This is a genomic window from Bradyrhizobium sp. USDA 4501, from assembly GCF_054062115.1.
In genome coordinates this window covers 2,211,900-2,230,032 of record NZ_JBSSEX010000001.1, presented here as the reverse complement: position 1 = coordinate 2,230,032, position 18,133 = coordinate 2,211,900, and the positions used below count along the sequence as shown (strand labels likewise).

At 58.5% G+C, this 18,133-nt stretch carries 20 protein-coding genes; 15 read left to right on the top strand and 5 right to left on the bottom strand.

Annotated elements, in window-relative coordinates; translation table 11 throughout:
- Position 1: 1 nt before the first annotated feature.
- The 4 genes from ACVWZM_RS10015 to ACVWZM_RS10000 all read right to left on the bottom strand — a co-directional run bounded on the left by ACVWZM_RS10015 (position 2) and on the right by ACVWZM_RS10000 (position 3,816).
- Positions 2-1,027 carry a TRAP transporter substrate-binding protein gene (locus tag ACVWZM_RS10015; protein ID WP_456856673.1) on the bottom strand — a complete coding sequence of 342 codons (1,026 nt, stop codon included), beginning with the start codon at positions 1,025-1,027 and terminating at the stop codon, positions 2-4.
- Positions 1,028-1,193: 166 nt separating this feature from the next.
- Positions 1,194-2,204 carry a transketolase family protein gene (locus ACVWZM_RS10010; protein ID WP_456852989.1) on the bottom strand — a complete coding sequence of 337 codons (1,011 nt, stop codon included), beginning with the start codon at positions 2,202-2,204 and terminating at the stop codon, positions 1,194-1,196.
- Complete coding sequence (locus ACVWZM_RS10005) at positions 2,201-3,046, bottom strand: transketolase (RefSeq protein WP_456852987.1); 846 nt, start codon at positions 3,044-3,046, stop codon at positions 2,201-2,203. The genes ACVWZM_RS10010 and ACVWZM_RS10005 overlap by 4 nt, the downstream gene beginning before the upstream one ends.
- Before the next feature lie 20 nt (positions 3,047-3,066).
- A complete protein-coding gene (locus ACVWZM_RS10000) occupies positions 3,067-3,816 on the bottom strand; it encodes an SDR family NAD(P)-dependent oxidoreductase (protein ID WP_456856672.1) in 750 nt (249 codons plus the stop codon).
- Positions 3,817-3,955: 139 nt separating this feature from the next.
- Between ACVWZM_RS10000 and ACVWZM_RS09995 the strand changes: the two genes are divergently transcribed.
- From ACVWZM_RS09995 to ACVWZM_RS09945, 11 genes are all read left to right on the top strand, one after another.
- Positions 3,956-4,837, top strand: a complete 882-nt coding sequence (locus tag ACVWZM_RS09995; RefSeq protein WP_456856670.1) for a LysR substrate-binding domain-containing protein — start codon at positions 3,956-3,958, stop codon at positions 4,835-4,837.
- A 390-nt stretch (positions 4,838-5,227) separates the two neighbouring features.
- Entirely contained in the window at positions 5,228-6,730 is a 1,503-nt protein-coding gene (gene nifD, locus ACVWZM_RS09990) for a nitrogenase molybdenum-iron protein alpha chain (protein WP_456852985.1), read from the top strand.
- A 65-nt stretch (positions 6,731-6,795) separates the two neighbouring features.
- Positions 6,796-8,352 (top strand): nitrogenase molybdenum-iron protein subunit beta, encoded by a 1,557-nt coding sequence (nifK, locus tag ACVWZM_RS09985; protein WP_456852983.1) that lies wholly within the window; start codon positions 6,796-6,798, stop codon positions 8,350-8,352.
- Between the two features lie 91 nt (positions 8,353-8,443).
- Complete coding sequence (nifE, locus tag ACVWZM_RS09980) at positions 8,444-10,090, top strand: nitrogenase iron-molybdenum cofactor biosynthesis protein NifE (RefSeq protein ID WP_456852981.1); 1,647 nt, start codon at positions 8,444-8,446, stop codon at positions 10,088-10,090.
- Between the two features lie 9 nt (positions 10,091-10,099).
- A complete protein-coding gene (gene nifN / locus ACVWZM_RS09975) occupies positions 10,100-11,506 on the top strand; it encodes a nitrogenase iron-molybdenum cofactor biosynthesis protein NifN (RefSeq protein WP_456852979.1) in 1,407 nt (468 codons plus the stop codon).
- Positions 11,503-11,898, top strand: coding sequence for a nitrogen fixation protein NifX (nifX, locus tag ACVWZM_RS09970; RefSeq protein ID WP_456828150.1), 396 nt, complete (start codon positions 11,503-11,505; stop codon positions 11,896-11,898). Before nifN ends, nifX begins: the two co-directional genes overlap by 4 nt.
- Before the next feature lie 6 nt (positions 11,899-11,904).
- Positions 11,905-12,369 (top strand): NifX-associated nitrogen fixation protein, encoded by a 465-nt coding sequence (locus ACVWZM_RS09965; RefSeq protein ID WP_456852977.1) that lies wholly within the window; start codon positions 11,905-11,907, stop codon positions 12,367-12,369.
- A gap of 8 nt (positions 12,370-12,377) precedes the next feature.
- Positions 12,378-12,587 carry a CCE_0567 family metalloprotein gene (locus tag ACVWZM_RS09960; protein WP_076828198.1) on the top strand — a complete coding sequence of 70 codons (210 nt, stop codon included), beginning with the start codon at positions 12,378-12,380 and terminating at the stop codon, positions 12,585-12,587.
- Positions 12,588-12,590: 3 nt separating this feature from the next.
- A complete protein-coding gene (gene fdxB, locus ACVWZM_RS09955; RefSeq protein WP_456852975.1) occupies positions 12,591-12,890 on the top strand; it encodes a ferredoxin III, nif-specific in 300 nt (99 codons plus the stop codon).
- Positions 12,891-13,306: 416 nt separating this feature from the next.
- Positions 13,307-14,164 carry a host specificity protein gene (locus tag ACVWZM_RS09950; protein ID WP_456852973.1) on the top strand — a complete coding sequence of 286 codons (858 nt, stop codon included), beginning with the start codon at positions 13,307-13,309 and terminating at the stop codon, positions 14,162-14,164.
- 639 nt (positions 14,165-14,803) lie between these two features.
- Complete coding sequence (locus ACVWZM_RS09945; protein ID WP_456852971.1) at positions 14,804-15,286, top strand: Rieske (2Fe-2S) protein; 483 nt, start codon at positions 14,804-14,806, stop codon at positions 15,284-15,286.
- On the opposite strand, the gene ACVWZM_RS09940 is transcribed toward ACVWZM_RS09945, so the two are convergent.
- Positions 15,208-15,798 carry a hypothetical protein gene (locus ACVWZM_RS09940; RefSeq protein WP_456852969.1) on the bottom strand — a complete coding sequence of 197 codons (591 nt, stop codon included), beginning with the start codon at positions 15,796-15,798 and terminating at the stop codon, positions 15,208-15,210. The genes ACVWZM_RS09945 and ACVWZM_RS09940 overlap by 79 nt on opposite strands.
- 275 nt (positions 15,799-16,073) lie before the next feature.
- On the opposite strand from ACVWZM_RS09940, the gene ACVWZM_RS09935 reads away from it, so the two are divergent.
- From ACVWZM_RS09935 to nifT, 4 genes are read left to right on the top strand one after another with little or no spacing between them, the layout of a single operon-like run.
- Positions 16,074-16,394, top strand: a complete 321-nt coding sequence (locus ACVWZM_RS09935) for a HesB/IscA family protein (protein ID WP_456852967.1) — start codon at positions 16,074-16,076, stop codon at positions 16,392-16,394.
- Positions 16,395-16,414: 20 nt separating this feature from the next.
- Positions 16,415-16,696, top strand: a complete 282-nt coding sequence (locus ACVWZM_RS09930) for a NifU family protein (RefSeq protein ID WP_456852965.1) — start codon at positions 16,415-16,417, stop codon at positions 16,694-16,696.
- The gene (gene nifS, locus ACVWZM_RS09925; RefSeq protein WP_456852963.1) at positions 16,648-17,898 is read left to right on the top strand and encodes a cysteine desulfurase NifS; all 1,251 of its coding nucleotides are present in this window, start codon (positions 16,648-16,650) and stop codon (positions 17,896-17,898) included. The genes ACVWZM_RS09930 and nifS overlap by 49 nt, the downstream gene beginning before the upstream one ends.
- Positions 17,895-18,119 (top strand): putative nitrogen fixation protein NifT, encoded by a 225-nt coding sequence (gene nifT / locus ACVWZM_RS09920; RefSeq protein WP_253624742.1) that lies wholly within the window; start codon positions 17,895-17,897, stop codon positions 18,117-18,119. The genes nifS and nifT overlap by 4 nt, the downstream gene beginning before the upstream one ends.
- Positions 18,120-18,133: the final 14 nt, after the last annotated feature.

The following is an 18,133-nucleotide window of genomic DNA, read 5'->3' as shown; positions in this document are numbered from 1 at the left end:
CTCACCCCAACTTACCCGCGGCTTTCTCAAGTTGAACCCAGGCCTCCGCGCCGAATTTGGATTTCCAGTCGGCATAGAAGCTCGTCTTTGCCAGCGCCTGCCGGAAGGCGGATCGGTCGACGTCGAGGAATTGCATCCCCTTGGCTGTCAAGTCGGTGCGGAGGGATTCACTGAGCTTTGCGATGTCGGCTCGTTCATCGTTGGCCGAGCGATCGAGTTCGTTCGTCACGATCTCTTGCACGTCCTGCGGAAGCTTCTGGAACGCGCGCTTGTTGCCGAGGATCCAGTAATTGTCCCAGACGTGACCCGTCAGGCTGCAGGTCTTCTGCACCTCATACAGGCGCGCCGTTGCTATGATCGGAAGGGGATTTTCCTGACCGTCCACGACCTTGGTCTGGAGCGCGGAATAGACCTCGTTGAAGTTGATCGGCGCTGGTCCTGCCCCGAGCGCAAGAAACAGCGACGTCAGATTGGGTGCGGCAGGTACCCTGAGCTTGAAGCCCTTGAGGTCGTCCGGTGTCTTGATCTCACGGCCCGACGACGTGATGTGGCGGAAGCCATTGTCCCAAGGTTTGGACACCGCCATGATGGGCGTCTTGGCGATCTGCGCGCGGATGTAGGCGCCGAGTTCGCCGTCCATGGCCTTCCAGACGGCATCGTAGTTGGGGAAGAGGAAGCCGAGATTCACGATGCCGGCGGCGGGTACAAGGGTAGCGAGGATCAGAGAGGAGAGGTTGAAAAACTCGACGCTACCGTTGCGAACCTGCGTCAGCAGATCCGTATCCGAGCCAAGCTGGTTGGCGGGAAAGAGATTGATTTCCAAGCGCCCGCTAGTCGCTTCCTTGATGCGATCGGCGGCCTCCTTGGCCCGAGCATTCACCGGATGCGCGGGGTCCTGCCCGGTCGCGAGCTTGTAAGTGAACTCTGCGGCGGCGGCCGGGCGGCTGAGGACGGCGCACAACGGGACAGCCGCGCCGGCCAGGAGCAAATTGCGGCGGGTGATGGCAGTCGATTTGCGTTGGGTCATTGCTTCCTCCTTGTTGAGTATCGGTATGTTGATCGGCAGCAGCACGCTTCTGCAGCTCCGGCCGGTTCTCGGGCACCGGCCGTCAGGCAGCGGCCATCGTTCTCCGCGGCGACGCCCGCGTAGGCGATGCTTCCCTCAGTCGAAGTTGACGTATCTAGGTGCGCGCTTAGCGCAGCCACCCCTTGATCTGCCTTGCAACTTCCGCAGTCGAAATGCCGTAGCGATCGTGCAGCGTGGGAAGCGCCCCAGCGGCAAGGAACTCATCGGGTAACGCGATCTGGCGGAAGGCTGGATGGACGCCGGAGCGCATCAACAGCGCTGCAATCGCCTCTCCGAGCCCGCCGATGATGGTATGGTTCTCGGTGACCACGACGAGACGGCCGGGTTTTGCTGCTTCGCGCAGTATCGCTCCGTGGTCGAGCGGCTTGATTGTCGGTACATGCAGCACGGCTACGTCCACGCTATCACCGGCGAGTTCCTTTGCGGCTTCCAGCGCTCGCATGGTCATAATTCCAGAGGAGATGATCAGGACGTCCCGACCGTCCCGAATCAAGGATGCCCTGCCGAGCCTGAATTGATAGTTGTACTCGTCCAGGACGAGGGGCACCTGACCACGCAAGAGCCGCATATATACGGGCCCGTGATGCGCCGCGATGGCCGGAACGATCTGCTCGATCTCGTGAGCGTCGCAGGGGTCGATCACGGTCATATTCGGCATTGCGCGGAACAGCGCGAGGTCTTCCGCCGCCTGGTGGCTTGGGCCGTAGCCGGAAGTGAGACCTGGTAAGGCGCAGACGATCTTTACGTTGCGGTCTTCCTCTGCAATCGTCTGGTGGATGAAATCGTAGGCGCGCCGCGAGGCGAACACCGCATAAGTCGTAGCGAAGGGCATGAATCCTTCAGCCGCCATGCCCGAAGCCGCACCGTAGAGGAGCTGCTCCGCCATACCCATTTGATAGTAGCGGTCTGGAAACTGCTTCGCGAAAATATGCAGGTCCGTGTACTTGCCCAGATCGGCGGTGAGGCCCACCACCTCGGGGCAGCTCCGGGCCAATTCGACAAGCGCGTGACCGAACGGCGCTGGTTTCGTCTTTTGTCCCTCGGCGGCGATCGACGCGATCATCGCGGAGGTGGTGAGCCGCGGTTTCCCGGGCGTAGCTGAGGTAACCGACTTCATGACCTGTCTCCCGCATCAAGTTCTGCCAGCGCCAATTTCCATTCGTGCGCTTCGACCCGAATGAAGTGATTCTTTTCTCGCTGTTCGAGGAACGGAACTCCCTTGCCCATGAGAGTGTCGGCGATGATGATCCTCGGTTGCGGCTCGGGGTGCGAAATCGTCGCGTCGAATGCTGCCACGACGGCGTCCAGGTCATTGCCGTCGACGCGGCGTACGAACCAGCCGAAGGCCTCGAGCTTGTCGACCAACGGCTCGAACCCCATCATCTGTTTCGAAGGGCCATCGGCCTGCTGGTTGTTGACGTCAATGATCGCGATCAAATTGTCGAGCTTGTGGTGTGCAGCCGACATCATCGCTTCCCACTTCGAACCCTCGTTGAGCTCTCCGTCCGAGAACAGCGTGAAAACGCGGCTCTTGGAGCCCTTGCGCTTCAACCCGAGCCCCATGCCGACCGCGATGCTCAGTCCGAGCCCCAGGGACCCGCCGGATATTTCCATACCGGGCGTGTAGGAGGCCATGCCTGACATCGGCAGGCGGCTTTCGTCGAAACCATACGTCTCGAGTTCGACTGCGGGGATAATGCCGGCCTCGATCAGTGCGGCATAAAGGGCGATCGCGTAGTGACCGTTGGAAAGGAGGAAACGATCGCGATCTTCCCAGGTGGGCTCCTCGGGCCGGTAACGCATCGCGTGAAAATATGCGACCGCCAACACGTCGGAAATATCGAGCGCCTGCGCGATATAGCCTTGGCCTTGAACTTCGCCCATACGCAGGGCGTTGCGGCGAATGTTGCGCGCACGCTGCGAAAGGCTGGGCGTGTTGACAAGTAAACTCGTGGACATCCATCTCTCCATCGCTGCTCTTAGTGAATGAGCATCCCGCCGTTGACGTCGATCACGGAGCCGGTGACGTATGCCGAGAGGTCCGATGCAAGAAATGTGTAGATACCGGCAACGTCCTTGGCCTCCCCGAACCGTCCGAGCGGAATGCCTTCCAGGACCTTCGCTTTCATCTCGTCGTTGAGCTTGCCAGAGGTGATGTCGGTGCCTATCAATCCCGGCGTGACGCAGTTGACGCGGATACCATCGGCGCCAAATTCCCGAGCCATCGCCTTGGCGAGCCCAAGGACCCCGGCCTTCGCCGCCGAGTAGTGCGGACCACCGAAAATGCCGCCGCCGCGCTGGGCCGATACCGACGACATGCATGCAATCGATCCCGATTTTTGCTTGCGCATATGCGGGATCACTGCCTGGGACAGGAACAGAATGCCCTTCAGGTTGACGTCCTGGATACGGTCCCAGTCGGCCGGCGTGATGTCGAGGAATTTGACCGGCTGTGTGATGCCGGCATTGTTGATCAGGATATCGATTTGGCCGAAAGCGTCAGCGACAGCTTCGACTGCCTTCTGACACGAAGCCTGGTCGGCGACGTCGCAAGCAATTCCGATATGAGCGTCGCCGAGGCCTTGCGCGGCGGCCTGTGCGGCGGTCCCATCGATGTCGAGGATGGCGACCCGCGCGCCCTCTTCGGCAAATCGCCTGGCGGTTGCGAGGCCAATCCCACGAGGCGAGGCCGCCCCCGTGATGATCGCCGTTTTGCCGCGAAGCAGCATTCGAATCCTCCCTGTCCCTGTCGTTTTGGACGCCGCGGTAGGCAGCCGGTCCTCTTGCCCCATTGCTAGAGCCGAGGGGCCGGCCGGGACAAACGCGCAGTTGTCTTGGATGTGTGAATCTGGTTCACTTATGGGTATGCTGCTGTCGAGCATCCCGATCTCCGCTATCCGGGCCTTCGAAGCGGCTGCGCGCACTGGCTCCTTCAGCGATGCGGCCGACGAGTTGCATTTGACGCCGAGCGCCGTCAGCCACGCGATCCGCAAGCTGGAAAGCACCCTGAGCACCGTTCTGTTCGAGCGGAGTGCTCGTTCCGTCCGTCTAACGCCCGCTGGCGAGAACCTGATGCGCCACGCCGGTGCGGCCTTCGACAATTTGCGGCGCGGGATCGAAGAAGTCGCAGGTCGCGGGCCGCAGCTCCTGAGGGTGCATTGTGCCCCAAGTTTCGCAGCGCAATGGCTGGCCCCGCGCCTGACCAAATTTCTCGCGGCCGAACCGAAACTGGAGGTTCGGCTCGCCGCCAATACGGAGTACGCCCGCTTCACGAACGACGATTTCGATCTGGACATCGTCTACGGTTCACCTCGCGGTGAGGGCCTCGAAGTGATCCCGCTTGGTGAGGAAACCGTCACCCCTCTGTGTGCTCCTCAAATCGCGAAGAAAATCCGCCAGCCAAAGGATTTGTTGAGCCAAGTTCTTATTCGCTCCGACGTGAAGCAGGTTCAATGGTATCAATGGTTCGCCGCGAACGGGCTCGAACCTCCAGCGATCCATGGAATGCGATTCGACCGCAGCTTCCTCGCAATAGCCATGGCTTGCGGCGGGGTTGGCGTGACGTTGGAATCAACTCGGTTGGCTGAAAGTGAGATAGAATCGGGGCGCCTGATAGCGCCCCTGGCTGGCCGCTCCACCGACATCCGCTACGTTGGTCATCATCTAGTGTTCCCGCGCGCTGGCCGTCAGCGCCGCGCTTTGCAGACCTTCGTGGAATGGATCAGGTCTGAAATTGCGCCAAGTTTATAGCGAAGCGTGAGCCGGAGCTGACGTCCGCTCTGACCCTTCGCGTTATTTCGTCGCGCTGCGGAATTTGGTCGCTATCGGGCCATAGCGGATTCTGGCAAGCCGTCCGCCCGGCAGATTTATGGGGTCACGTCTAGAACGAAAAGACGCGCTGATAGCTGCGCGGGGCCATTTCGCGCATAGCTCGTCCTTGTTCCATTTCGAACAGGTCAAACCAAGAAGTCTGCGAGCAAAGCGCGATGTCGCGTTCGCAACAACGGCGTTGCCCCCCGCGCGAGACGCGCTAACTGCCGTTAATCGTTATGGGTTTTGTGTTCACGAGGCGCTGGCATGCTGGTTGCAAAAGTCCGGGTCAGAAGCCGCTCTTGCAACAGCTAACCTTGAGGACATCAGATGAGTCTCGCCACGACCCAGAGTATCGCAGATATCAGGGCTCGCAACAAACAGCTGATCGAGGAGGTGCTGAAAGTCTATCCGGAGAAAACCGCGAAAAGGCGTGCCAAGCACCTCAACGTTCACCAGGCCGGCAAGTCCGACTGCGGGGTGAAGTCCAACATCAAATCCATACCCGGCGTGATGACGATCCGAGGCTGCGCCTATGCGGGATCCAAGGGCGTGGTTTGGGGACCGATCAAGGACATGGTCCATATCAGCCATGGTCCTGTTGGCTGTGGTCAGTATTCGTGGGGATCGCGCCGCAACTATTACGTTGGTACGACGGGGATCGATAGCTTCGTGACCCTGCAATTCACCTCCGACTTCCAGGAAAAGGATATCGTATTCGGTGGTGACAAGAAACTGGTCAAAGTTCTTGACGAAATCCAGGAGCTGTTTCCCCTCAACAACGGCATCACCATCCAATCGGAATGCCCGATCGGACTGATCGGCGACGATATCGAAGCTGTCTCAAGAACTAAATCCAAGGAGTATGGAGGCAAGACTATCGTGCCGGTCCGCTGCGAGGGTTTTCGTGGCGTGTCGCAGTCACTAGGTCACCACATCGCCAACGACGCGGTACGTGACTGGATCTTCGACAAGCTCGAGCCCGACGGCGCACCAAAGTTCGAGCCGACGCCTTACGATGTTGCGATCATCGGCGACTACAATATCGGCGGCGATGCCTGGTCATCGCGAATTCTGCTGGAGGAAATGGGCCTGCGGGTGATCGCGCAGTGGTCCGGGGACGGTTCCCTCGCTGAACTCGAGGCAACTCCGAAAGCTAAGCTCAACCTTCTACATTGCTACCGTTCAATGAACTACATCTCCCGTCACATGGAAGAGAAATTCGGCATCCCCTGGTGCGAATACAACTTCTTCGGACCTTCAAAGATCGCAGAATCGCTGCGGAAGATTGCGGCCTATTTCGACGACAAGATCAAGGAAGGGGCCGAGCGGGTGATTGAAAAGTACCAGCCGCTGGTGAACGCGGTGATTGCGAAGTATCGCCCGCGCCTGGAGGGCCGAACGGTCATGCTGTATGTCGGCGGGCTTCGTCCGCGTCATGTGATTGGCGCCTACGAAGACCTCGGGATGGAAGTCGTGGGCACCGGATACGAGTTTGGCCACAACGACGATTATCAGCGCACCGCTCAGAACTACGTAAAGGACAGCACGCTGATTTATGACGACGTCAATGGCTACGAGTTCGAGCGCTTCGTCGAAAAGCTCCAGCCTGACCTCATCGGCTCGGGCATCAAGGAAAAATATGTGTTCCAGAAGATGGGGGTGCCGTTCCGGCAGATGCATTCCTGGGACTATTCGGGTCCATATCACGGCTATGACGGCTTTGCGATCTTTGCGCGCGACATGGACATGGCTGTCAACTCGCCTGTCTGGAAAAAGACGAAGGCGCCCTGGAAGGAACTGCCGAGGGCCAAGCTCTTGGCTGCAGAATAGGGCAACAAGTCACGCTCTCAGCGGAGAGCGGGGCGGTCAATTTCGATAGTAAAAGGATCTCAATAATGGCGCAAAGTGCCGAGCACGTGCTCGATCATCTCGAACTATTCCGCGGTCCAGAATACCAGCAGATGCTGGACAAGAAGAAGATGTTCGAGGATCCCCGCGAGCCCGCCGAAGTCGAGCGTATCAAGGAATGGACGAAAACGCCGGAGTACCGCGAGAAGAATTTTGCGCGGGAGGCGCTAACGATAAACCCGGCCAAGGCCTGCCAGCCGCTTGGCGCCGTATTCGCCTCCGTCGGCTTTGAAGGCACGCTGCCCTTCGTTCACGGCTCGCAAGGCTGCGTGGCCTACTATCGCAGCCATCTGTCGCGACACTTCAAAGAGCCGAGCTCCTGCGTCTCTTCGTCGATGACGGAGGACGCTGCTGTATTCGGTGGCCTGAACAACATGATCGACGGGCTCGCCAACAGCTACAACATGTACAAACCTAAGATGATTGCGGTCTCCACGACCTGCATGGCTGAGGTGATCGGCGATGACCTGAACGCCTTCATCAAGACGTCCAAGGAGAAGGGCTCGGTTCCGGCGGAGTTCGACGTGCCATTCGCCCACACGCCCGCCTTCGTCGGCAGCCACGTCACCGGCTACGACAACGCGCTCAAGGGCATCTTGGAGCATTTTTGGGACGGCAAGGCCGGAACGGTGCCGAAGCTGGAGCGCAGGCCGAACCAGGCCATCAACATCATCGGCGGTTTCGATGGCTATACGGTCGGAAACCTTCGAGAGATCAAGCGCATCCTGGAACTGATGGGAATCCAGCACACCATACTCGCCGACAACTCCGAAGTCTTCGACACCCCGACAGATGGCGAGTTCCGGATGTATGACGGTGGCACCACGCTGGAAGACGCAGCCAACGCCGTTCACGCCAAGGCGACAATCTCCATGCAGGAGTGGTGTACGGAGAAAACGTTGCAATTCGTGGCCGAGCATGGGCAGGATGTCGTGTCCTTCAACTACCCGATTGGCATATCCGCAACTGATGACTTGCTGGTGGCGTTATCGCGGATCGGCGGCAAGGACATTCCGGAGCAACTCGCACGAGAGCGTGGCCGCTTGGTCGACGCCATCGCCGATTCCAGTGCGCATATCCATGGCAAGAAGTTCGCGATCTATGGTGATCCGGATCTCTGCTACGGGGTAGCTGCTTTTCTGCTCGAACTGGGCGCCGAGCCAACCCATGTGCTTTCCACCAACGGCAACAAGGCATGGCAGACAAAAATGGCGGCGCTGCTTGCAAGCTCGCCGTTTGGGCAGGGCTGCCAAGTCTACCCTGGGCGGGACCTCTGGCACATGCGCTCGCTCCTATTTACCGAGCCGGTCGATTTTCTGATTGGCAACACGTACGGCAAGTACCTCGAGCGCGACACTGGAACGCCACTGATCCGAATTGGCTTTCCAGTCTTTGATCGGCATCACCATCACCGCTCGCCCGTTTGGGGTTATCAGGGTGGCCTGAATGTGCTGGTCAAGATCCTCGACAAGATCTTCGACGAAATCGACAAGAAGACCAACCTTCTTGGCAAAACCGACTACAGCTTCGACATCATTCGCTGATGACGAACGGTGCGCGTGCCATCGCCAAACCCGGCGATGGCACAAACGCACGGCGGTTAATCCTTCAATTAGTTTGCTGAGGGGAAAGCGGATGAGTTCGCTAGCGGCCACGGTCCAGAATATCTTCGACGAGCCGGGCTGCGCCAAGAATGGCAGTAAGTCGAAGGCTGATCGCAGGAAGGGCTGCACCAGGCAACTGCAGCCGGGCAGTGCTGCGGGCGGCTGCGCCTTCGACGGTGCCAAGATCGCGCTGCAGCCGTTTACCGATGTCGCTCACTTGGTGCACGGTCCGATTGCGTGCGAAGGCAACTCCTGGGACAATCGCGGCTCGGCGTCGTCTGGCTCAAATCTGTGGCGGACCGCATTCACAACCGATCTGAACGAAACCGATATCGTATTCGGAGGCGAGCAGCGGCTGTGCAAGGCAATCACAGAAATCATCAATAAGTGGGACCCTCCCGCGATCTTCGTCTATCAGACTTGCATCCCGGCGATGATCGGCGACGATATCGATGCGGTTTGCAAGGCTGCGTCTCAAAGGTTCGGAAAACCAGTTATCCCGGTCAATTCCCCAGGGTTCGTTGGCTCCAAGAACCTGGGTAACAAGCTCGCCGGCGAGGCCCTGCTCGAACATGTCATCGGAACGCAGGAGCCGGACTACATAACGCCGTACGACATCAACCTGATCGGAGAATACAACCTTTCAGGAGAGCTCTGGCAAGTGAAGCCATTGCTGGACGAGCTCGGAGTCCGGATTCTCTCCTGCATCTCTGGCGACGGAAAGTATCGCGAGGTCGCTTCTTCTCATCGCGCGCGGGCGGCGATGTTGGTCTGCTCAAAATCTATGATCAACGTCGCACGCAAAATGAAGGAGCGCTACGGGATCCCGTTCTTCGAGGGGTCGTTCTACGGTATCCAGGATTCGAGTGATTCGCTTCGCCAGATCGCCCGCTTATTGGTCGAGCGCGGCGCCCCCGAAGAGTTGCTCGGGCGCACTGATGCGGTGATCGCGCGCGAGGAAACGCGCGCCTGGGCTGCCATCGAACCGTACAAGCCACGATTCAAAGGCAAGAAGGTCTTGTTGATTACCGGCGGCGTCAAGTCATGGTCGGTCGTGGCGGCACTGCAGGAAGCCGGTCTCGAATTGGTCGGAACCAGCGTGAAGAAATCGACGAGGGAGGACAAGGAACGCATCAAGGAGCTGATGGGGCAGGATGCCCACATGATCGAGGAGATGACGCCGCGCGAAATGTACAGAATGTTGAAAGAAGCGGAAGCGGACATCATGCTGTCGGGCGGCAAATCGCAGTTTGTCGCATTGAAGGCGGCGATGCCCTGGATCGATATCAACCAGGAGCGGTGCCATGCCTATCTGGGCTATCTTGGAATGGTCAAATTGGTGGAGGAGATCGACAAGTCGCTCTCCAATCCGATGTGGGAGCAGCTGCGTCGACCTGCGCCATGGCAGGTCTTGGCGAAGGCGATGGTGCAGATGCGATCACCGCTGGCCGAGATCGCTTGCGATCCTGCGCTCGGCGAAACGGCGCGCCGAACCAAGGAGATCTGCTGCTGCAACAAGGTCGATCTCGGAACAATCGAGGATGCAATCACCGCGCATGGCTTGATCAGCGTGGAAGCTGTCAGAGAGCACACCAATGCGGTCGGCGGCTGCTGCAACAGACGCATCGAGGGAATCTTGGCGGCCTCACCATCTGCCCTGCCACAGGCCGCAGAATAAGGACCTGTTATGGCCCTCGTCAAAGCGTCTACTAAGTCTTGTGCGGTCAATCCGCTGAAGATGAGCCAGCCGATCGGTGGAGCCTTCGCCTTTATGGGGTTGCGTGGGGCTATGCCGCTTCTGCACGGTTCGCAAGGCTGTACATCCTTCGGGCTCACGCTCTTCGTGCGCCATTTCAAGGAAGCAGTGCCGCTGCAAACCACCGCTATGAGCGAGGTCGCAACCGTGCTCGGTGGCTACGAGAATCTCGAGCAGGCGATACTCAATATCCACAGCCGAGCCAAGCCAAAGATCGTGGGGATCTGCTCGACCGGGGTTACAGAGACCAATGGCGACGATGTCGATGCCTACCTCAAGCTGATCCGGGACAAGCATCCGCAACTTGCAAAATTGCCGCTGGTCTATGTCTCGACACCAGATTTCAAGGGAGCGTTCCAGGACGGCTGGGAGAAGGCTGTGGCGCGCATTGTGGAGGCGTTGGTCGAGGGGCCGGGCGTAAGTGGACTGCGCGACCCGTCCAAGGTGAATGTTCTTCCAGGATGCCACCTTACCCCCGGTGATCTAGACGAACTCCGGGCCATCCTGGAGGATTTCGGCTTGCGGCCGTCCTTTTTGCCTGATCTGGCAGGCTCGCTTGATGGGCATATCCCCGATGAGTTTACGCCGACAACCATAGGCGGCATCGGCATCGACGAAATTGCGAGCATGGGACGCGCTCAATGGACGATCGCAATTGGCGCACAGATGCGACGCGCGGCGGAGGTCCTGCAGGGCAAGGCCGGCGTGCCATTTCGCCTGTTCGAACGGCTTTGCGGTCTCGATCCCAACGACGAATTTATCACCTTTTTGAGCGAGATCAGTGGCCGGCCCGTACCGGTGAAATATCGGCGTCAGCGTGGCCAGCTCACCGATGCAATGCTGGACGCGCACTTCCATATTGGTGGTCGCAGAGTTGCGATCGCCGCCGAGCCAGACCTCCTGTTCGACCTATCCAGTATGCTGCATGACATGGGTGCGCAGGTGACCGCAGCAGTGACAACGACGCAGTCGGTCGTTATTGAGCGAGTCAAGGCCGAGGAGGTCCTCATTGGCGACCTCGAGGACCTCGAAGAACTCGCCGGAACCAAGCAATGCGACCTACTGGTCACGCATTCGCATGGCAGGCAAGCGGCGGCTCGGCTGAAAATCCCGTTCTATCGCGCGGGTTTTCCGATGTTCGATCGGCTTGGTGCAGGACACCAGCTATCCGTCGGCTACCGTGGTACGCGCGATATGATCTTCGATATCGCCAATCTCGTGATTGCTGACCGCGAGGAGAACCATCAGCCTACGCCCGATAGCTGGCGGGTTCCGGCCGCACTACCACGACGAGCCGGCCACAGCTCGCCTGGCACAGCTGAGAGGTCGATTGCATGAAGGTCGCCTTCGCTACGCAAGATCTCAGACGGGTCGATGCACATTTTGGATGGGCAAAGAACATCGCAATCTATGATGTCACGCCGGGCGGGCACGTCTTTCTTAAAGCAATTGAGTTCGAGGGCGATCTCAAGGAAGACGGCAACGACGATAAGTTGGCGCCGAAGATCGAGGCAATCAAGGATTGCGCAATTTTGTACGTCGCCGCCATCGGCGGTGCTGCTGCCGCGCGGGTGGTAGCCAACAAGATCCATCCTATCAAGGTGAGCAAGCCGGAAAGCATCCTGGTGCTGCTTGAAAAGCTTCAGGACGTACTGAAGGGAACGCCACCTCCCTGGCTGCGCAAGGCAATGGCCAAGGACCAGCGCCGCGCGTTTGAGTTCGACGAATGAGGTGAGATGACCGAAGAAATAGTGCGGCAGGGTAGCGGCATCGACGCGCCGTTCCTCATGGAGCTGATCAAGATTTGGCGCGCTCAGGATGCCAACGGCGCCTGGACGAAGAAGAGCGATCTCGACCTGCTCGAACCCTATGTCTTGGACAAGGAGAAGCGGCGCGCCCTGCCGATTGTCGGCGATCCCGATCCCGACACGCTGTGGCGGCTTGAACTATTCTTCGATGCGGTCGCGCTCTCGATCGAGAGGGTGACCGGCGTGATGATCCAGCCCATTATGAAGCTGCATCATGAAGGCTTCGGCCGCGTGGTGTTGATCGCAGGCCGTCTGATCGCCGTGAACAAGCAGCTACGCGATGTGCATCGTTTTGGCTTCGTTAATCTCGTAAAGTTGGCACAGGAAGGCGACAAATATGTCAACGACGGAATCGAGATGGTTCGCAGATTTCCGGACGTGGCGAACTATTGAGGGCGCTCATGAGTGATCGTGACGCATTGAAAGCAGAACTGAAGAAGCTGTCAGGCAAAGCGCTGCAAGCCAAAATGGATTTGCACGACCTGTCGGAGGAATTGCCTGTCAACTGGGGCTCGATCATGACGGTGGCGCAGAAGGCGTACGATGCCTATGCCGAACTCGAGCGCAAGAGCCATGATTTGAAGGCGCTGGAAAATAACCAGAGGGGCTGACTTATGTCATTTGCAGCGCGCGATGGCCGCGAGTGGATACCGCAATACTTGACATCGATCGATGACAAGAAGTGCATCGGTTGTGGCCGCTGTTTCAAGGTGTGCGGTCGAGATGTCATGACCTTGAAGGGAATCAGCGAAGAGGGCGAGCTTGTCGATCTAGACGATGACGCGGACGATGAGATCGAAAAGAAGATCATGGTTCTAAATGATCAGGGCGCCTGCATCGGCTGCGGCGCCTGCGCCAGGGTGTGCCCGGCCAATTGCCAGATCCACACCTCAGTCGGAGCGGAAGTCACGTGAGCGAAGACAGCCTCGTCCAGCAGCAGCAGAGGATAGTGCACTCACATGCGCTACCTGGGCGGGTGACGCGCACGTGATCAGTGAGCTCGCAGCTTTGATCAGGCCATCGTGCTCAAACCTCCGAGACTAAGTGACTTGGAAATGATTGATTGGGTATTTTAGTTGGTTGAGAGACAACAACGTCGAGCGGCACGTCGTTGATCGCCCGTCCGCGACAAGGGACACGCGGTTCACCTATCCAGTCGAGCCTTAAGGCGGCCGAATCGTTGTCTGTCTTCCGGCGGATGCCTTGCCGTCCCCGTAGTGGGCCGGTGGCGCGGTAAGCTTGTGGTCAGCTAGAGATTGTATCCTCATCGGCAGAGCTTGCGCGGCACGAGCTCGATTGCGTGCAATTCGCCGATAGGAGAGCGATCCGGATGTATGGCAGAATCGTTGGCTCATCCAGCCAGTCCACAAGCGCGAATCAGGCTGATGATTCGAGCGAGGCGGGAGATAGCCCCCGTTTTGCGGAAACAGTTGCCCGCATGGAACGAGGTGGGTCGTCGTCGGAGGCCGCGGCGCCATACTCTCTGAGTTCCGATCCACCCATTATCAAAATCCACGAACAAGACGACTTCATGGATCTCGTGGAGAGATACTTGCGTCGCGATATTATGGACATCGCCGACAACCCACAAGAGTACTCTGACTTTGTTTCGAGGAAAGCTGAGTGGGCTGCAACTGTTGCTGGAGCCTATGCCAACACTTACCATGACCCGAATAGCCCCACGCGGTTCTTCAGCTATCAGCTGGGTAACGAAAGTGTCGGCCTGCTAGCAGTGGGTGGCCCGGTCCGGATCAAGGGAGACCGGTTTCGAGAACAGTTCGGGCGTAACGATATCACGTCCGTAGTAGATCTACGCGTTACTCACCCGCTTGTCGAAAACGCAGGCGATATCCTGCTCGAGCATCAATTGCGATTGGACGGCGATCATCCATTGGTATTGTCACGTCCTGCCCGACCGGGGATGGAGCCCCGTCTAGCTGAAATGGGTTTTGTTCACGTGGCTCACAATCACTGGGTGCTCGACCCTCACCAGCATCCCGAAGTGTGGACGAAGAATGAGAACGACGAGTGGCAGCGAGTAGGCAAGCCTACAAAATATCTTTCCAAAGTCGAAGAGGCCCGCAGCGGTCGTCAAGAGAGCGTTGAGACGGACTCATCTGACGATGATCCTTCGTTTTACTTGGAGCGCGAACTTCGACGAATGGCTGTTGAAGACGATTCGGAATAATCGGAGCGCGTCGGAACTGATCGGTTTTTCGCCATGGCTCGCGCACGAGCAGAAGTCGTAGCCTTGAAGGGAGCGCGCGCCACGTCGCGCTCCCTTGTCCTTGCCAGATACCGATTCGCGAGTTGGTTGGTGAAGTTGGGCCGCCCTTGTGTCATACGTGCCGGAGGGCCTGCTTCGCCGAGCCAGCAGGGCCTTGGTGCGGTTTGGGAGAGGACCTGCCTTAATCCGGCTTTTGAGCGGCAATCTGAGGCAAATGCGAGAACCGATTGCGCGCACGATGTCAGTACTTCCGTTGAATCCGGTATCACTTAAGAGGTTGCGAAGTTGGCGATCGTTAAAATCGTTCTGCGACGGCTAGACTAGCGCGAGGTACTCCATCGGGTGTGCGACCAAACGAGCGTTCTAGCATACGATCGAGCGTCTTGTCGGGCTCGTCCAGCAAATGGACGAAATTATCAGTACAATAGAACATCAGTTTTATAGAGACCCTGGGAGCGCCAATGCGCGTACGCTGGGAAGACGGAATGGATCGCTACGCCAGGAGCAACCGGCTGCGCACGCGCTTGCGGTTCCGCGCCGCGTAGCACTCCGATTCTTGCAGCACAAGGCACAGGAACAGTGGCGATAGACGAGCAATGAATGCAGGTGGATGCTATTTACGCGATTTGTGGTTTTAACGACATTCCGAGCCGCAAGGCCATGGGATTCCACCTTATGGTCCTCGATCATGACGGCAATCACCGGCCGTGGTCCATCGTTGTGGTGCGCTGGGGTAAGAAGGTGCTTGGCTATCTCAATAGATGCCCGCACAACGGCGTTGCTTTGGACTGGGAACGAAACGAGTTCCTCGATCCATACGGCATCCGGCTGATGTGCGGCAAACACGGATCCACCTTCGAGCTCGGAACCGGGCTGTGCGTCGATGGTCCGTGTAAGGGCAGAACGCTCACGCCGATCGCCTTGACAGTGCTGGATGGCGATATCTGTGTCGTCGGCGTGCGCTTGTCGAAGACGATGCGTCCCGGAACGAATGACGTCCGCGCTCAGACCGGCCGGTTCTCGTTGCGGTTTTTTACCGGCTCCATCCTTTTTAGCCCGTCTTCGTATGAAATCTCGTCGTAGGACAGATCGAGAGCCTTCGCCGCATCGAGGAGGTAATCAAGCTTGCCGCCCGCATCCAGCTTCTTGAGGTCGTCCTTGTTGAGCCCGACCAGGTCCATCATCTCCTTCCAAACAGTGGATTCATCGCACGGCAGGACGTGGAAGGTAATGCCACCGAGCTTGATGTGGTACTTCGCCAGCAAATCGACGTTGTTACAGAACATGAAATAACTGCCCTTTTGGCTCAACGCACCGTCAAGCACGGCCGCGACGTCGGCAAGATAGGCGAAGGAGTGCAGGTAGCCGGCCAGCACCGGGATAGTACGTTCTCCGTCCTGCGCGACCGTCAGAACCTGTTCGATCGAATAGTCCGGCGGCCGCTTCTCGTCCGCGACTTGCGTCTGAAATTTGAGTGCTATGTCGCCGCGAAAGCCAAACCGGCCCGGCTTGGTCGTCAAGCCCTTCAGTACAGCATTGAGCAGGCGGCCCTCCTTCTCAAGTCGACCGAGTGCGGTGTTCTCGATTGCAGTCATTAAATTCGTCCTCGATTTGAGCTTTCCACCGGCGCGCTGGCCGATGCCAGATGCGATGCAAATTGCTTGCCGCCGCCTCTGTAACGATCTCCAGCCGTGCCGCGAAACAAAACGCGTATGCGAGAGGCGATCGTCCCGGGCAGCGTTGTCACGAACTCGACACCGGCGCTGAGGCCGACAGATGCGATCAAAAAAAGTAAGCGGGATCAAGCTTGTGCACGCTGGCACATGACTTGCCATTGTCGGGCAGACCTAAGCTCATGAGAGGGTAAGCCGTGATCAACCTGACAGATAGCGCAGTGAGTGCCATCAAAGGCGCGATGGCATCATCAATGCACCCGACCGGCGGCCTGCGCATTATGGTCGAAGCAGGCGGCTGCAATGGGTTCAAATACAAGATGGGCTTGGCCGAGGTGCCGACGCTTGGTGACACCGTGATCGAATGCGCCGGTCTGAAGGTATTTGTCGACAGCAAGAGCCATGAGCATCTGATCGGCACGACCATTGATTTCGTCCTGGCGCCGGATAGCTCCGGATTCATCTTTCAAAACCCGAACGCCGCCGCGAGCTGCTCCTGCGGCAAATCGTTCAGCTGATAAAGAGGAAACATCGCAGCATGCTGGCCGAACCGGAACAAGGATGGCAATCGTCGGCTGCGAGAGCGCTTCGCATTCGCGACGCAATCGGACAGATGCGAGCGGATCTGCTTGGCGATCGTGGCGACTGTCGGCTCATCGGGACCAATAGCCACAGGACCATCGCCAGTCTGAACGGCGCATCCGCGTTCTATAAGCGTCCTAGACTGACGCTGGACCGCATTCAGACGAGGCTGGTCGACAAAATCGGCGAATGCGTTCGTCTCGTCCCGATTGCGGCTGTCGGCCAGGCACTGGATTGAGCGGGATTCAAGTGCCGATTTACCTCGACAATAATGCAACGACCCGGACCGATCCATCCGTCGTGCAAGCCATGTTGCCGTTCTTCACAGAGCAATTCGGCAACGCTTCATCCACGCATGTCTTTGGCGGCGAAGTCGCAGTCGCCATGAAGCAGGCCCGGAGTAGCTTACGGGGGTTGCTAGGCTGCGCACACGAGCATGAGATCGTTTTCACCTCGGGAGGGACCGAGGCCAACAATGCCGCGATTCTCTCTGCGCTTGCGACCCAGGAAGGCCGCGACGAGATCGTCACCACCTCAGTCGAGCACTCTGCCGTTCTCGCCGTAGCCGAGCAATTGGCGGCAAGCGGAGTCAAGACGCATGTCGTACCGGTAGACTCCCGCGGCCGGCTCGATATCGAGGCGTTTCGCAGTGCGCTCGGACCAAGGACAGCGATTGCCTCCGTTATGTGGGCCAATAACGAGACCGGTACGATATTTCCTGTAGAGTTTCTTGCAGGGTTGACCCATGAGGCGGGCGCGCTGTTTCACACTGATGCGGTCCAGGTCGTCGGCAAGATGCGCGTAGACCTTAAGGATAGTGCGATCGACATGCTGTCGCTATCCGCGCACAAACTGCATGGTCCCAAAGGCATCGGCGCGCTATATCTGCGCAAAGGGACAAGTTTCCGGCCGCTGATCTGGGGCGGATCCCAGGAACGACGGCGCCGCGGCGGAACGGAGAATATTCCCGCAATCGTCGGCCTTGGAAAGGCTGCAGAGCTCGCGGCGGAGCGGCTTGAACCGGAGCGCGTTCGCATTGCTGCGTTGCGCGACCGCCTGGAGCAGGGGATACTGCACATTGGTCAGTGCATTGCGCTCGGCGATATCAGTAACCGGCTGGCGAACACGACCAATATTGCCTTCGACCATCTCGAAGGCGAAGCGATCGCCCATCATCTCAATCGGGCCGGCATTGCTGTGTCGCTCGGATCAGCCTGTAACGCGGGCTCAATGGAGCCATCGCATGTCTTGCGGGCCATGCAGGTGCCGGCGTGGAGCATGCGTGGCGCGGTGCGCTTCTCGCTATCGCGAGAAACCTCATTTGCAGAGGTCGACGAGGTCGTGTGCGCCGTGTCTGACATCGTGGCTCGCCTGCGCGCCGCTTCGCGGGAGCCGGCCCGCTTGGCCAGCCATGGTTCACAGTCAAGGAGTTCAATGTGAAAATCATGATCCGCCGGTCTCCAGAGGCAGGCCTGTCGATCTACGTACCAAAGAAAGATCTCGAGGAGCCGATCGTTGAGTCCGAGTATGAGACGCTCTGGGGTGGGTGGATCAAAATAGCCAACGGTTGGGTACTCGATTTGCCCAAGATGGCGAGCGATACAAAATTACCAATCACAATCGACGCCAAAAAACGAGGAGCGGACGGAGAGGGTCAGTGAAGGGGCCTCGGCGG

Excerpts from the sequence above, each read along its gene's own strand:
- ACVWZM_RS10015 (WP_456856673.1), bottom strand. The coding sequence starts at position 1,027 with ATGACCCAACGCAAATCGACTGCCATCACCCGCCGCAATTTGCTCCTG.
- ACVWZM_RS10010 (WP_456852989.1), bottom strand. The coding sequence starts at position 2,204 with ATGAAGTCGGTTACCTCAGCTACGCCCGGGAAACCGCGGCTCACCACC.
- ACVWZM_RS10005 (WP_456852987.1), bottom strand. The coding sequence starts at position 3,046 with ATGTCCACGAGTTTACTTGTCAACACGCCCAGCCTTTCGCAGCGTGCG.
- ACVWZM_RS10000 (WP_456856672.1), bottom strand. The coding sequence starts at position 3,816 with ATGCTGCTTCGCGGCAAAACGGCGATCATCACGGGGGCGGCCTCGCCT.
- nifD (WP_456852985.1), top strand. The coding sequence starts at position 5,228 with ATGAGTCTCGCCACGACCCAGAGTATCGCAGATATCAGGGCTCGCAAC.
- nifK (WP_456852983.1), top strand. The coding sequence starts at position 6,796 with ATGGCGCAAAGTGCCGAGCACGTGCTCGATCATCTCGAACTATTCCGC.
- nifE (WP_456852981.1), top strand. The coding sequence starts at position 8,444 with ATGAGTTCGCTAGCGGCCACGGTCCAGAATATCTTCGACGAGCCGGGC.
- nifN (WP_456852979.1), top strand. The coding sequence starts at position 10,100 with ATGGCCCTCGTCAAAGCGTCTACTAAGTCTTGTGCGGTCAATCCGCTG.
- nifX (WP_456828150.1), top strand. The coding sequence starts at position 11,503 with ATGAAGGTCGCCTTCGCTACGCAAGATCTCAGACGGGTCGATGCACAT.
- ACVWZM_RS09965 (WP_456852977.1), top strand. The coding sequence starts at position 11,905 with ATGACCGAAGAAATAGTGCGGCAGGGTAGCGGCATCGACGCGCCGTTC.
- ACVWZM_RS09960 (WP_076828198.1), top strand. The coding sequence starts at position 12,378 with ATGAGTGATCGTGACGCATTGAAAGCAGAACTGAAGAAGCTGTCAGGC.
- fdxB (WP_456852975.1), top strand. The coding sequence starts at position 12,591 with ATGTCATTTGCAGCGCGCGATGGCCGCGAGTGGATACCGCAATACTTG.
- ACVWZM_RS09950 (WP_456852973.1), top strand. The coding sequence starts at position 13,307 with ATGTATGGCAGAATCGTTGGCTCATCCAGCCAGTCCACAAGCGCGAAT.
- ACVWZM_RS09945 (WP_456852971.1), top strand. The coding sequence starts at position 14,804 with ATGCAGGTGGATGCTATTTACGCGATTTGTGGTTTTAACGACATTCCG.
- ACVWZM_RS09940 (WP_456852969.1), bottom strand. The coding sequence starts at position 15,798 with ATGACTGCAATCGAGAACACCGCACTCGGTCGACTTGAGAAGGAGGGC.
- ACVWZM_RS09930 (WP_456852965.1), top strand. The coding sequence starts at position 16,415 with ATGCTGGCCGAACCGGAACAAGGATGGCAATCGTCGGCTGCGAGAGCG.
- nifS (WP_456852963.1), top strand. The coding sequence starts at position 16,648 with ATGCGTTCGTCTCGTCCCGATTGCGGCTGTCGGCCAGGCACTGGATTG.